The sequence below is a fragment of the Actinacidiphila glaucinigra genome, from assembly GCF_900188405.1.
Taxonomy (GTDB): domain Bacteria; phylum Actinomycetota; class Actinomycetes; order Streptomycetales; family Streptomycetaceae; genus Actinacidiphila; species Actinacidiphila glaucinigra.
Genome location: NZ_FZOF01000008.1, coordinates 167911 through 181989, shown reverse-complemented (window position 1 = coordinate 181989; position 14079 = coordinate 167911). Strand labels below are relative to the sequence as shown.

The following is a 14079-nucleotide window of genomic DNA, read 5'->3' as shown; positions in this document are numbered from 1 at the left end:
CCCGCACCCCCCGCGTCGCGTCGTCGGCGCCCCGTGGACCCCACCCGCCCCGGCGGCACCACGGGCCCGGCCGGCCCGTCCCGGCGCACCCCGACCGGGCGAAGCGCAAACCGTTTCGCCCCCGGGGCGCCCGCGCCCATAGGATTGGGCGCGAAAAGACCAAACTCACCCCCAGAGGATCGCTGCATGCCAGGCATCACGCGCGAGGAGGTCGCCCACCTCGGCCGGCTGTCGCGTCTGGAGCTGAAGGACGAAGAGCTCGACCACTTCGCCGGACAGCTCGACGCCATCATCGGCGCGGTCGCCCGCGTCTCCGAGGTGGCCGGCGAGGACGTACCGCCGACCTCCCACCCGCTGCCGCTGACGAACGTCATGCGCCCTGACGAGGTCAGGCCCAGTCTGACCCCGGCGGAGGCGCTGTCCGGCGCGCCCGCCCAGGAGCAGCAGCGCTTCAAGGTGCCGCAGATCCTGGGGGAGGACTGATCACGATGACCGATCTGACCAGGCTCACCGCCGCGCAGACCGCGGCCGCCGTCGCCTCCGGCGAGACGTCCGCCGTCGAGGTCGCCCAGGCCCACCTCGACCGCATCGGCGCGGTCGACGAGAAGGTCCACGCCTTCCTGCACGTCGACACCGAGGGCGCCCTGAAGGCCGCCAAGGCCGTCGACGACAAGCGCGCCGCGGGCGAGAAGCTCGGCCCGCTCGCGGGCGTCCCGCTGGCGCTGAAGGACATCTTCACCACCAAGGGCATCCCGACGACCGTCGGCTCCAAGATGCTCGAGGGCTGGATCCCGCCGTACGACGCGACGCTGACCGCCCGCCTCAAGCAGGCCGGCATCGTCATCCTCGGCAAGACCAACATGGACGAGTTCGCCATGGGGTCCTCCACCGAGAACAGCGCCTACGGCCCCACCGGCAACCCGTGGGACCTCACCCGCATCCCCGGCGGCTCCGGCGGCGGTTCGTCGGCCGCCCTGGCCTCCTTCCAGGCCCCGCTGGCCATCGGCACCGACACCGGCGGCTCCATCCGCCAGCCGGCCGCCGTCACCGGCACGGTCGGCGTCAAGCCCACCTACGGCGGGGTCTCCCGCTACGGCATGGTCGCCTTCAGCTCCTCCCTCGACCAGGGCGGCCCCTGCGCCCGCACCGTGCTGGACGCGGCGCTGCTGCACGAGGTCATCGCGGGCTACGACCCGATGGACTCCACCTCCATCGACGCCCCCGTCCCGCCGGTCGTCGAGGCCGCGCGCAACGGCGACGTCAGGGGCCTGCGGGTCGGCGTCATCAAGGAGTTCGCCGGCGAGGGCTACCAGGCCGGCGTCATGGAGCGGTTCAACGAGTCCGTCGAGCTGCTGCGCGAGCTCGGGGCCGAGGTCGTCGAGCTGTCCTGCCCGTCCTTCGAGTACGCGCTCGCCGCGTACTACCTGATCGCGCCGTCCGAGTGCTCGTCCAACCTGGCCCGCTTCGATGGCCTGCGCTACGGCCTGCGGGTCGGCGACGACGGCACCCGCAGCGCCGAGGACGTCACCGCCCTCACCCGCGAGGCCGGCTTCGGCCCCGAGGTCAAGCGCCGCATCATGCTCGGCACGTACGCGCTCAGCTCCGGCTACTACGACGCCTACTACGGCAGCGCCCAGAAGGTCCGCACCCTGATCTCGCGGGACTTCGAGCGCTCCTTCCAGCAGGTCGACGTGGTGATCTCGCCGACCACCCCCACCACCGCGTTCCCGATCGGCGAGCGCGCGGACGACCCGATGGCGATGTACCTCGCCGACCTGTGCACCATCCCGGCCAACCTGGCGGGCAACGCCGCCATGTCCGTGCCCTGCGGCCTCGCTTCCGAGGACGGGCTCCCGGTCGGTCTGCAGATCATCGCCCCGGCCATGGCCGACGACCGCCTCTACCGTGTCGGTGCGGCCGTCGAAGCGGCGTTCACCGCACGCTGGGGGCACCCGCTGCTGGAGGAGGCACCGATCCTGTGAGCAAGCTCGAGAAGGCCAAGGGCTTCAAGAAGAGCAAGTCCGGCACCTACCTGTCGATCGGCACCACGCTCTTTGGCGCGGTCGGTGTGGCACGGCAGATGAAGCGCGGCCGGGCCGACAGCGACACGCTGCTGCTGATCGATGCCGTCGTGAGCGCCGCCGCCATCGCCACCGGCGTGGCCCTGCTGGTCCGCCAGCTGCGGCGGCTCGGCGACGACACCGACTTCGACGTGTTGTCATCCTGACGGGGAACTGAGAGGTATCGGAACTGTGACCGTCACGGACCTGGTGTCGTACGAGGACGCGCTCGCGTCCTATGACCCGGTGATGGGCCTCGAGGTCCACGTCGAGCTCGGCACCAAGACAAAGATGTTCTGCGGCTGCTCGACGACACTCGGCGCCGAGCCCAACAGCCAGGTGTGCCCGGTGTGCCTGGGCATGCCCGGCGCGCTGCCGGCCGTCAACGCGACCGGCATCGAGTCGGCGATCAAGATCGGCCTGGCGCTCAACTGCGAGATCGCGCAGTGGTGCCGCTTCGCCCGGAAGAACTACTTCTATCCGGACATGCCGAAGAACTTCCAGACCTCCCAGTACGACGAGCCGATCGCCTTCAACGGCTATCTGGACGTCCAGCTGGAGGACGGCGAGGTCTTCCGTGTGGAGATCGAGCGCGCCCACATGGAGGAGGACACCGGCAAGTCCACGCACGTGGGCGGGGCCACCGGCCGAATCCACGGCGCCTCGCACTCGCTGCTGGACTACAACCGGGCCGGCATCCCGCTGATCGAGATCGTCACCAAGCCGATCGAGGGCGCCGGTGAGCGCGCGCCCGAGGTCGCCAAGGCGTACGTGACCGAGCTGCGCGAGCTGATCAAGGCGCTGGGCGTCTCCGAGGCCCGCATGGAGATGGGCCAGATGCGCTGCGACGTCAACCTGTCGCTGCGCCCCCTCGGCCGGGAGAAGTTCGGCACCCGCAGCGAGACCAAGAACGTGAACTCGCTGCGCAGCGTCGAGCGGGCCGTCCGCTTCGAGATCCAGCGGCACGCGGCCGTGCTCTCCTCGGGCGGCACGATCGTCCAGGAGACCCGGCACTTCCACGAGGACACCGGCTCCACCACCTCCGGCCGGATCAAGGAGGAGGCGGAGGACTACCGGTACTTCCCGGAGCCCGACCTCGTCCCCGTCGCCCCGGCCCGCGAGTGGGTCGAGGAGCTGCGGGCCGGTCTGCCGGAGCTCCCGCGGGTGCGCCGGGCGCGCCTTCAGAAGGACTGGGGCATCTCCGACCACGAGATGCAGTCGGTGCTCAACGCCGGCGCGATCGACCTGATCGTCGCCACCATGGAGGCGGGCGCCGACGCGGCCGCCGCACGCAAGTGGTGGATGGGCGAGCTGGCCCGCCGTTCCAACGAGGACGGCGTGGAACTGGGCGCCCTGCCCATCACCCCGGCCCAGGTGGCCCGGGTGGCGGCGCTGGTGGCCGAGGGCTCGCTCAACGACAAGCTGGCCCGCCAGGTCATCGAAGGCGTGCTGGCCGGCGAGGGCGAGCCGGACGCGGTCGTGGACAAGCGCGGCCTGAAGGTCGTCTCGGACGAGGGCGCGCTCGGCGCGGCCGTCGACGAGGCCATCGCGGCCAACGCCGCCGTCGCGGACAAGATCCGCGGCGGCAACCTGGCGGCCGCGGGCGCGCTCATCGGCGCCGTCATGAAGATCACCCGTGGTCAGGCCGACGCCAAGCGCGTGCGCGAGCTCGTGCTGGAGAAGCTGGGCGTCCAGGGCTGATCGGGCGCGGCCGTCCAGGCCGGCAGGTACGCAAGGGGCGGGCTCCCGGTCGGGGGCCCGCCCCTTCCGCGTCGTCGCAGGTCGGCCGCTTGTAAGGGCGACATAAATTCCCCTCGCGGGGTGTGATTCAGCGCACGAACGCGGCCAACGATCTTTTCTTCCTGGTTCAGTCGAAGACGTACGTGTTGTGTTCTTTGCGGGCTCTTCGCCGGCCTGAAAGATCCGCGCAACCCCAGGGAGAGCAATGGCCGCCCTTGCCCGCTGGTGCCTCGACCGCCGTCTCGCCGTCGTCCTGCTGTGGCTCGTCGCCCTCCTCGGTCTGTCCACGGCCGCCCTGGTCGCCGGGTCCGCCTACTCGAACGACTACGACATCAAGGGCACCGACTCCAGCAAGGCGACCGCCCTGCTGAAGGAGGCCTTCCCAGGCTCGGCCGGCGACAGCGACACGATCGTCTGGCACACCGACAAGGGAACCGTCGGTGTCGCGTCCGTCAGGGAGCGCCTGACCGGCACGCTGGACAAGGTGGCCGAACTCCCCGGGGTCGCCTCGGTGACCAGCCCCTACGGCACCGAGGGTGCCGGGCAGATCAGCCGCGACGGGCACACCGCCTATGCGACGGTGATGTTCGACAGGCCCTCGGACGACCTGCACGCCGGCCAGGTGCAGCAGGTCGTCGACACCGCCAGGGCCGCCGCCGACGACAACACCCAGGTCGCCCTGGGCGGTGGCGCCATCGCGCTCACCGAGGGCGGCGGCGGGCACATGAGCGAGGTCGTGGGCGTCGCCGTGGCGGCCGTGGTGCTGCTGGTGGCCTTCGGCTCGCTCTTCGCGATGTTCATGCCGATCGTCACCGCGCTGGTCAGCGTGGGCACCGCGTACATGGCGGTCCAGCTGCTCGGCCACCTGATCAGGGTCGCCGACTTCGCGCCGATGCTCGGCCTGCTGATCGGCCTGGGCGTCGGCATCGACTACGCCCTGTTCATCGTCACCCGCCACCGCAGAGGCCTGAAGCAGGGACTGCCGGTACGGGAGGCCGCCGAGAAGGCGGTCGCCACGACCGGCAGGGCGGTGGTCTTCGCCGGCGGCACGGTCTGCGTGGCCCTGCTCGGCATGCTGATCCTGCGGCTGTCCTTCCTCAACGGCGTCGCGATCGCCGCCTCCCTCACCGTGATCCTCACCGTCGCCGCCTCGGTGACGCTGCTGCCCGCGCTGCTGGGCACCATCGGCATGAAGGCGCTCAGCCGCCGGGAGCGGCGCCGGCTCGTCGAGCACGGGCCGTCGCCCGAACTGCCGACCGGGTTCGCGGCCCGCTGGTCCGCCTTCGTCGAACGGCACCCCAAGGTGCTCGGCGCGGTCGCCGCCGTCGTGATGCTCGTGCTGGCCCTGCCCACGACCTCCCTCCACCTGGGCGCCTCCGACCAGGGCAACAGCGCCGCGGGCACCACCACCCGCCAGGCGTACGACATGCTCTCCGAGGGCTTCGGACCGGGCTTCAACGGCCCGCTGCAGCTGGTCGCCAAGTCCGGCGACGCCGCCGACCGCGCGGCGCTGGAGCAGCTCACCGCCGTCCTGGCGCGCACCGAGGGCGTCGCCGCGGTGCACATGGAGCAGCCGCAGCACGGCAGCGGGCCGGACGTCATCGACGTCGTCCCCACCACATCCCCGCAGGACCAGGCCACCGACCGGCTCGTCGCCCACCTGCGCGAGGACGTCATTCCCGAGGCCACCGAGGGCACCTCTCTGGAGGTGTACGTCGGCGGTGTCACCGCGGGCTACGCGGACTTCGCCTCGGTGATCGTCGGCAAGCTGCCGCTCTTCGTGGGCTCCGTCATCGGTCTGGGCTGCGTGCTCCTGCTGCTGGCCTTCCGCAGCTTCGGCATCCCGCTCAAGGCCGCGGTCATGAACATCGCCGCCGTCGCGTCGTCCTTCGGCATCGTGGTCGCGATCTTCCAGTGGGGCTGGGGGAGCGAGCTGCTGGGGCTGGGGGCGGCCGGCCCGATCGAGCCCTTCCTGCCGGTGATCATGGTCTCGGTGCTCTTCGGGCTCTCCATGGACTACCAGGTCTTCCTCGTCAGCCGGATGTACGAGGAGTGGCGCGAGACCCGTGACAACCGCCGCGCGGTCCGGGTCGGCCTCGCCGAGACCAGCCGCGTGATCAACTCGGCCGCGGTCATCATGATCTCCGTCTTCCTGGCCTTCGTGCTCAGCGGCGACCGCGTGATCGCGATGTTCGGCATCGGGCTGGCGGCCGCCGTCGCGCTCGACGCCTTCATCCTGCGGACGCTGCTCGTACCGGCGCTGATGCACATGCTGGGCGACTGGAACTGGTGGCTGCCACGCTGGCTGGAGCGCCGGCTGCCGCGGATCTGCATCGAGGGCCCGGCGGAGCCCGCTCCGGCCGCCGCGGACGAGGCCGGCTCTCAGAAAGCTCTCATAATCTGACCGTACGGTTGCCGCCCATGGAGACCACCAAGACCCACGGCGCGGATGCCGGCGAACTCGCCGCGGACGCCGGGCCCGACCGGACCGAGGACGACGGCGCGACGGACGCGACCGCGCCCGAAACGGCGCCGCCCGTCACCGCGCCCGCCACGACCGGCGAGCCGCCGCAGGACACCGACGAGTCCGACGAGTCCGACGACGCCGACGAGCCGGAGACCACCGGCACGGCGGACGCCCCCGCCGCCCACGCCGGGGTCGTCCCCGGTGCGGCGGCCGTCGTCGGCGCCGCCCTCGGCCTCGCGTCCCTCACCGGAACCTGGCTGGGCACCGTACTGGCCGAGCGGCGGCAGCTGATCGGGCAGATCAACACCTCCTCCGGCAGCCCCGCCCAGCAGATCGAGCAGATATACGGCGCGCCCTGGCACACCACGGCCGCCGTCAACGGCGTCTGCGCGCTGGTGGCCCTCGTCCTCCTCGGGGCCGTGCTGCTCGCCGGACGGAACTCCGCGCCCTGGGTGCGCGCCGTCGCCTGGGGCGGTCTCGCCCTCGGCGTGCTGGGGCTGTTCGTCGCCGCCGGGACGTGGTTCGACCTCTTCGGCGGGCTGCCGACCGTGGCCGAGACCCCGGTCTCGTCCGGCGGCTGAGACCTCCGGGGAGGGCGCCGCTCGGGTGTCCCGGCGGCCTGAGTGGTCCGCCGCGCGGACTAAGGCATCCGCACCCCCGAAGCCTGGGCGGTTGCCCGATGCGCCCCACCCCCCTCGGGGACGAGGCTGATGGCACGGAGAAGACCTCCGGACCATCGGTCCCGAACCCGAGGAGCAACGGATGTACACCCACGAACTGCTGGGCCGCGAGAAGGCGGAGCAACTGCTGCGCGAGGCCGCCCGGTACCGCCTGGCCCGCCAGGCACGTGAGGCCGCCCGAGAGGCCGCCCGCGCCGCCGCCGGCCGCCGGGTGACCGCCGCCGACCAGGACGAGGGAAGGCGGCACGCCAGGAGGGCCGGCCGGCTCATCCGGCGGCCGAGGGCCGCCGGATGAGCACCGCGGTGCCGGTGGAAACAGGTACCGCGCCGTCAGGGCCCCGTGCGATGCTCGGGACCGTGCAGAACCAGTCGGTCAGCCCGGTGTTCGTCGGACGCACCCGCGAACTGACCCGCCTCACCTCCGCGCTCGCCCGCGCCCACGCGGGCGAGCCGCAGGCGCTGGTGATCGGCGGCGAGGCGGGCGTCGGCAAGACCCGGCTCGTCGAGGAGTTCCTCGCCGCGGCCCAGGACGGACCGGCGACCGTCACCGCCGTCGGCGCCTGCGTGGAGATCGGCGCGGACGGACTGCCGTTCGCACCCGTCGCGACGATCCTGCGCGCCCTGCACCGCCGGCTCGGCGACGAACTCGTCGCCGCGGCCGCCGGCAGCGAGGCCGAACTCGCCCGCCTGCTGCCGGGGCTGGGCGGGACGGACGGCCCCGACCCGCTCGCGGACCAGCGCGACGAGCACGGCCGCGCCCGGCTCTTCGAGCTCACCTCGCGGCTGCTGGAACGGCTCTCGGAGGAGCGCACGCTCGTCGTCGCGCTGGAGGACCTGCACTGGGCCGACCGCTCGACCCGCGAACTCCTCGGCTACCTGCTGCGCTCGCTCTCCCGCGGCCGGCTCGTCGTCCTGGCCACCTACCGCTCCGACGACATCCACCGCCGCCACCCGCTGCGGCCCTTCCTCGCCGAACTCGACCGGATGCGTTCCGTCGCCCGCCTCGAACTGTCCCGCTTCACGCGCGCCGAGGTCCGTGCCCAGGTCGCCGGCATCCTCGACTCCGAGCCCTCCCCGAGCCTGGTCGACCGGGTCTTCGGCCGCTCCGACGGCAACCCCTTCTTCGTCGAGGAACTGGCCTGCAGCATCACCCAGGGCTGCCGCACCGGACTCAGCGACAGCCTGCGCGACCTGCTGCTCGTCCGCGTCGAGACACTGCCCGAGACCGCGCAGCGCGTCGCCCGCGTCGTCGCCGAGGGCGGCTCCGCCGTCGAGTACAGGCTGCTGGAGGCCGTCGCCGGGCTCGGCGAGGACGAGCTCATCGAGGCCCTGCGCTCCGCCGTGGGCGCCAAGATCCTGCTGCCCACCGACGACGGCGACGGCTACCGCTTCCGGCACTCGCTGGTCCGCGAGGCCGTCGGCGACGACCTGCTGCCCGGTGAGCGCAGCCGCATCAACCGCCGCTACGCGCGGGCACTGGAGACCGACCCCGGCCTGGTGCCCGCCGACGAACTCCCCGCCAGGCTGGCCAGTTACTGGTACCACGCCCACGAGCCCGCCAAGGCGCTGCCCGCCGTGCTGGCCGCCTCCGTCGAGGCACGCCGCCGTCACGCCTACGCCGAACAGCACCGGCTGCTCGAACGCGCCCTGGAGCTGTGGGACGACACCCCCGCGGACGTCCGCGAGGAACTGCGGCCCGTCGACTACGTCGAGGTGTTCCCTCCCACGACCCCGGACTCCGGCACGGGGGACCCCGGCGGCTGCCACCCGGCCGGCAGGCCCCTGCAGTACATGGACCTGCTTGCCGAGACGACTGTGGCCGCGCGCCTGAGCGCCGACCGCGAGGGCGCCTACGAGGTCACCAAGCGGGCGCTGCGCCTGCTGGAGCGCTCCGGGGACCCGCTGCGCGCCGCCTGGTTCTGGATCCAGCGCTCCCGGCTGATGGTCGCCATGGGCCGCGGCGACGGCTGGGCGGAGATCGCCGAGGCCCAGGAACTCGTCCGCGGGCTCCCGCCGTCACCGGTCCACGCCGAGGTGCTGGAGAGCGCTGCCGGCTGGGACATGATGCACGACCCGGGGCCGGACAGCATCGCCACGGCGGAGCGCGCCATCGAACTGGCCCGGCTGGTCGGCGCCGAGGAGACCGAGCTGCACGCCCGGGTCACCCTGGGCATCCTGCTCGCCGACGCCGGTGACGCCGACGCCGGCATCGCCGAACTGGAGGCCGCCCGCGAACGGGCCGCCGCCGCCCGGTACGGCAGCCTCACGGTGAACACCGACGCCAACCTCGCCGCCCTGCTGGAGGCCGTGGGCCGCTCGGAGGAGGCGATCGCGGTGGCCCGCAGGGGAGTGGAGAGCGCCACCCGCCACGGGCTGCGCGACGGCGTCACCTTCGCCTCCGCCAACCAGGCCGAGTCCCTGCTCGCCCTCGGCCGCTGGGACGAGGCGGCCGAGGTCGCCGCCCGCGGCCGGGAGAACACCAACCACGCCCTGTACCTCGGCTGGGCCGCGACCCTGCTGGCCCATGTCGCCGTGCGACGCGGGGAGTACGACCGCGCCGAGGCCGAGGTCGCCGCCGCCCGGGACCATCTGGGCCCCCAGGACCACCAGCCGCAGAACACCCTGCCGCTGCGCCATCTCACCATCGCGGTCGCCGCCGGGCGCGGGCGCTTCCTGGAGGCGAGGGCCGCGGTACGGGCCGCACTGGAAGCCGGGTTCCCGCCCGCGTTCCACCGCTACGTCTGGCCCATGCTGCACACGGCGGCGGCCGTGGAGGCGGACGCCCTCGGACTGCCCGGCGCCGAGGCGGGACGCGCCGAGACGCTCGCCCTGATCCGCAGGGCGGCGGGCCGGCTGCCCCGGTTGTCCCCGGTGTGGGCCGCCCACGCCCTGTTCGTCGAGGCGGAACTGCTGCGCGCCGAAGGGTGCACCGGCCCCGAGCCCTGGGCGGCCGCCGAGGAGGCGTACGCCGCCCTCGACCGCCCGTATCCGCTCGCCCTGGTACGGCTCCGGCACGCCGAGGCCCTGCTCGCCCTGCACGAACCCGGCGCCCGCGACCACGCGACCGCCCTGCTCCGCCGGGCGTGCGAGGTCGCCGACTCCCTGGGCGCCGTCCCGCTGCGCGACGCCGTCCGGCTGCTCGCCCGGCGCGGCCGGCTGGCGCTGGAGGAGCCGGAGGCGGCCGCCGCCCCCGAAGCCGCCGGGGAGCAGGAGCCCTTCGGCCTGACGGCGCGCGAGCGCGAGGTGCTGCGCCGCGTCGCCGCCGGCTACACCAACCGCCGCATCGCCGAGGAACTGTTCATCTCGCCGAAGACCGCCAGCGTGCACGTCTCCAACATCCTCGCCAAGCTCGGCGTCTCGGGCCGCGGCGAAGCGGCCGCGCTCGCCCACCGGCTGCGGCTGTTCGCCGGGCAGCCGGGCTGAGTGACGCCCCGCGGGCGGCAGGCGTACGGCTAGCCGCCGGCCCGCGGCGGACGTATCAGGACGGCGCCCGAGTCCAGGTCGACCGGGCCCCGGCCGGGATCGGCGTCGCCCTCCTCGTCACGCACCAGTTCCAGGCGGTTGCGTTCGTCCTCGGCATGCCTGCGGCCCGGAGCGAACAGCTCGTCCAGCGCGTTGAACATCGCACCCCCAGGGTGTCGTCGGGTCAGCTCACCCGCAGCCGCAGGATGCGGTCGTCGCCCTTGCGGGGATCGCCGCGGCCGTCGGTGTTGCTGGTGGTCAGCAGCAGTCCGCCGTCCGGATCGGCGAGGACGGTGCGCAGGCGTCCGTACTCGCCGACGAGGAAGGCCTGCGGGTCGGCCGCGGCCTTCGTCCCGACCAGCGGGATCCGCCACAGGCGGGCGCCGCGCAGCGAGGCCATCCAGATCGAGCCGTCCGCGTAGGCGATGCCGCTGGGCGAGGCGTCGTCGGTGCGCCACTGCGCGACCGGGTCCGCGTAGCCGTCGCGGTGGGCGAGACCCTCCACGACCGGCCAGCCGTAGTTCTTCCCCGGCTCGATCAGATTGAGCTCGTCCCAGGTGTCCTGCCCGAACTCCGCGGCCCACAGCCTCCCCCGGCTGTCCCAGGCCAGGCCCTGCACATTGCGGTGGCCGTAGGAGTAGACGACGGAGTCCGCCTCCGGATTGCCGTGCACGGGCTCGCCGTCGGGTGTCATCCGCAGGATCTTGCCGCCCAGGGACTTCTTGTCCTGCGCCAGACCCCGTTCGCCGCTCTCGCCCGTGCCCGCGTAGAGCATGCCGTCGGGGCCGAAGGCGATCCGCCCGCCGTTGTGGATGGCGCCGTGCGGGATGCCGCGCAGGATCGTGTCCGGCGCGCCCAGCTGCTCCCCGGCCGGCTTCGCCGGGTCGTAGAGCATGCGCGCGATGCGGTTGTCCGAGTCGGTGGTGAAGTACGCGTACACCAGGTGGTCGGTGGCGAAGTCCCGGGAGACGGCGAGACCGAGCAGGCCGCCCTCGCCTCCCGAGGAGACCCCGGGCACCGTGCCGACGGGGTTGGTGCGGCCGCTGCCCGCGGCGACCCGGACGACGCTCCCGGTGTCCCGGGAGGCCACCAGCAGATCGCCCTCCGCCAGCGCGGCCACGCCCCACGGGGTCGTGAGCCCGGTGGCGACCGTGCCGGTCACCTCCGCCGTGCCCCGCGCCGGGGCCGAGGGCTCGTCGGTGCCTCCGGAGGCCGGTGCCGACTCGGCGGCGGAGACGGAGGCGGAGGCCGGGGGAGCCGGGGCGGAACCACCGTCCGGGGAACATCCGGTGGCGAGCAGCGCGGCACTGGCCAGCGCGGCGGTCACGACGGCGGCACGGCGTCCCACGCTTCCCTCCCGGGGGTTCTCCGGCTCGGACTCCAAGAACATCACATCCATCACTACACCGCCCGGCCGTTCGCGGTTCCCACCGCAGGCCGTGGTTCTCCCCCGCGACCAACCGGCCCCGTCCGTCACGGTGGCGACCTCAGTCCCAGGAGCCCCGCGCCGGCGGCAGCGCCGCGATCTCCGCGAAGTCCTCCTCGGTCAGCCGCAGTTCCGCGGCCCCGGCGTTCTCCGCCGTCCACCGCTGCTGCTTCGCCCCGGGTATCGGCACGACCTGCCGTCCCTGGGCCAGCACCCAGGCCAGCGCGACCTGCGCGGGCGTCGCGCCGTGCACCTCGGCGACCCTCCGCAGCCCCGCGACGATCGGCTGGTTGGCGGCCATCATCTCGGCCGTGAACCGGGGATGGCGGGCCCGTACGTCGTCCGGCTCGAAGCCCTGGCCGGGGGTGAGGGTGCCCGTCAGGAAGCCGTTGCCGAGCGGCATCGCGGCCATGAAGCCGACCCCGCGCTGGGTGCACCAGGGCAGCAGTTCGGCCAGCGCCTCGGGCGACCACACCGACAGCTCCGCCTGTACGCAGCTCACCGGGAAGACCTGCTGGGCGCGGCGCAACTGCCGCAGTGTCTCGTCGTATATGCCCGCGCCCGCGCGCCGGGCCGCCCGGGCGCCCACCGCGCACCACCCCAGCGCGCGCACCTTGCCGGCCGCGACCAGTTCCGACATCGCGCCCCACGTCTCCTCGACCGGGACCTCGGGGTCGGCGCGGTGCAGCTGGTAGAGGTCGATCACGTCGGTCTGCAGCCGCCGCAGCGACGCGTCGACGGCCCGCTTCACGTACGAGGGGCGGCCGTTGGCCACCAGGTGCTGCTCTCCGACGAGCAGCCCGCACTTGGTGGAGACGAAGACCTCCCGCCGACGCTCCCTCAGCACCCGCCCCAGCAGCAGCTCGTTGGTGAACGGCCCGTACATGTCGGCGGTGTCCAGCAGCGTCGTACCGTGGTCGAGCGCCGCGTGCACGGCCCGCAGTGACGATTCGCCGTCCTGCCGGGACGCCGTGTACGCCCAGCTCATCGGCATGCATCCGAGGCCGACGGCGCCCACCTCCAGAGCCGCTGATCCGACCGTCCTGCGCTCCACCTGGCTGACCTCCGCTGACCTCTCGCGCCGCCCCACTGTGCCATAGCCTCCTGACCATGGCTGACATCACCCGGAACCACCGCCCCACGGTCTGGCTCCCGATCCCCGCCGAGGAGGTCGAGGGGCTCCCCGCCGAACTCGACTACCTCTTCTGGGACGGCGACGAGGAGTTCCCTGCCGACCCCGCCGACGCCGCCTTCTATGTGGTGCCCTACATGAAGGGTCCGGAGGTCGTCGGCCGCCCGCTGCCCCGCATGTCCGGGGTCGGTGTCGTGCAGACCCTCAGCGCCGGCGTCGACCACGTCACGCCGTACATCCGGCAGCTCCCCCGGGGGGTGCGGCTGTGCAACGCCCGCGGGGTGCACGAGGCCAGCACCGCGGAGCTGGCCGTCGCGCTCACCCTGGCGGCCCTGCGCGGCATCCCCCGCTTCGTACACGGCCAGGACGCCGAGGAATGGCACTCCGGCTTCTACCCGGCCCTCGCCGACAAGCAGGTGCTCATCGTCGGCTACGGATCGATCGGCGCCGCCATCGAGGACCGGCTCACCCCCTTCGAATGCGACGTCGCCCGGGTCGCCCGGCTGGCCCGGAGGTCCCCGCGCGGCCCCGTGCACGCCCTGGGGGACCTGCCCCGGCTGCTGCCGCAGGCGGACGTGGTCGTGCTGTCGACCCCGCTCACCCCGGACACCCGCCATCTGGCCGACGCCCGGTTCCTGGCCGGGATGAAGGACGGGGCCCTGCTGGTGAACGTCGCCCGCGGCCCGGTGGTCGACACCAAGGCGCTCCTCGCGGAACTGGAGGCGGGCCGTCTGCGAGCGGCACTCGATGTCACCGATCCGGAGCCACTGCCTCCGGGGCACCCGCTGTGGCACGCGCCGGGCGTCCTGGTCAGCCCGCACGTCGGAGGCAGCACCTCCGCCTTCCTGCCCAGGGCGAAAAGGCTGCTCCGCGAGCAACTGCGCCGTTTCGCGGCCGGTGAGGACCTCGCCAACGTCGTCCTGACCACCTGAACACGCCATGGCACCTGGTGCCTCACGCATGGGGCAGGACGCTACGCGTGGTCACGCTGTGTAGAGGAACTATGTCCCTGAGTGACTGAACTGGTGTATCGTCCCGCACTGGGGGAACACGACCGGCGTGGCTCGGCGAGCCGCGAACGGGCGTGGGACGACTCAGGACTTGATGGGGGG

12 protein-coding genes are annotated in these 14079 nt (G+C 73.2%); 9 read left to right on the top strand and 3 right to left on the bottom strand.

Going from position 1 to position 14079, the window contains the following annotated elements; genetic code table 11:
* The first annotated feature begins 186 nt into the window (after nt 1–186).
* The 8 genes from gatC (at nt 187) to CHF15_RS18970 (ending at nt 10370) form a co-directional block, all read left to right on the top strand.
* Complete coding sequence (gatC, locus tag CHF15_RS19005; RefSeq protein ID WP_018563411.1) at nt 187–483, top strand: Asp-tRNA(Asn)/Glu-tRNA(Gln) amidotransferase subunit GatC; 297 nt, start codon at nt 187–189, stop codon at nt 481–483.
* Between the two features lie 5 nt (nt 484–488).
* Nucleotides 489–1982, top strand: coding sequence for an Asp-tRNA(Asn)/Glu-tRNA(Gln) amidotransferase subunit GatA (gene gatA, locus CHF15_RS19000; protein ID WP_089225025.1), 1494 nt, complete (start codon nt 489–491; stop codon nt 1980–1982).
* A complete protein-coding gene (locus CHF15_RS18995) occupies nt 1979–2227 on the top strand; it encodes a hypothetical protein (protein WP_089225024.1) in 249 nt (82 codons plus the stop codon). Before gatA ends, CHF15_RS18995 begins: the two co-directional genes overlap by 4 nt.
* 25 nt (nt 2228–2252) lie before the next feature.
* Nucleotides 2253–3761, top strand: a complete 1509-nt coding sequence (gatB, locus tag CHF15_RS18990; RefSeq protein WP_089225023.1) for an Asp-tRNA(Asn)/Glu-tRNA(Gln) amidotransferase subunit GatB — start codon at nt 2253–2255, stop codon at nt 3759–3761.
* Between the two features lie 244 nt (nt 3762–4005).
* The gene (locus CHF15_RS18985) at nt 4006–6204 is read left to right on the top strand and encodes an MMPL family transporter (protein WP_089225022.1); all 2199 of its coding nucleotides are present in this window, start codon (nt 4006–4008) and stop codon (nt 6202–6204) included.
* Between the two features lie 17 nt (nt 6205–6221).
* Nucleotides 6222–6848, top strand: coding sequence for a hypothetical protein (locus CHF15_RS18980; protein WP_179279866.1), 627 nt, complete (start codon nt 6222–6224; stop codon nt 6846–6848).
* 181 nt (nt 6849–7029) lie between these two features.
* Nucleotides 7030–7242, top strand: a complete 213-nt coding sequence (locus CHF15_RS18975) for a hypothetical protein (RefSeq protein WP_089225021.1) — start codon at nt 7030–7032, stop codon at nt 7240–7242.
* Between the two features lie 50 nt (nt 7243–7292).
* Nucleotides 7293–10370 (top strand): helix-turn-helix transcriptional regulator, encoded by a 3078-nt coding sequence (locus CHF15_RS18970; RefSeq protein WP_089225020.1) that lies wholly within the window; start codon nt 7293–7295, stop codon nt 10368–10370.
* 29 nt (nt 10371–10399) lie between these two features.
* Here CHF15_RS18970 and CHF15_RS44955 read toward each other — a convergent pair whose 3' ends face one another.
* The 3 genes from CHF15_RS44955 to CHF15_RS18960 form a co-directional block, all read right to left on the bottom strand.
* Entirely contained in the window at nt 10400–10570 is a 171-nt protein-coding gene (locus tag CHF15_RS44955) for a DUF6191 domain-containing protein (protein WP_179279865.1), read from the bottom strand.
* 23 nt (nt 10571–10593) lie between these two features.
* Nucleotides 10594–11799 carry a PQQ-dependent sugar dehydrogenase gene (locus tag CHF15_RS18965; RefSeq protein ID WP_410169651.1) on the bottom strand — a complete coding sequence of 402 codons (1206 nt, stop codon included), beginning with the start codon at nt 11797–11799 and terminating at the stop codon, nt 10594–10596.
* Between the two features lie 97 nt (nt 11800–11896).
* Nucleotides 11897–12889 (bottom strand): aldo/keto reductase, encoded by a 993-nt coding sequence (locus CHF15_RS18960; protein WP_089225019.1) that lies wholly within the window; start codon nt 12887–12889, stop codon nt 11897–11899.
* 56 nt (nt 12890–12945) lie between these two features.
* Here CHF15_RS18960 and CHF15_RS18955 point away from each other — a divergent pair, with 56 nt between their 5' ends.
* Entirely contained in the window at nt 12946–13899 is a 954-nt protein-coding gene (locus tag CHF15_RS18955; protein ID WP_089225018.1) for a 2-hydroxyacid dehydrogenase, read from the top strand.
* Nucleotides 13900–14079: the final 180 nt, after the last annotated feature.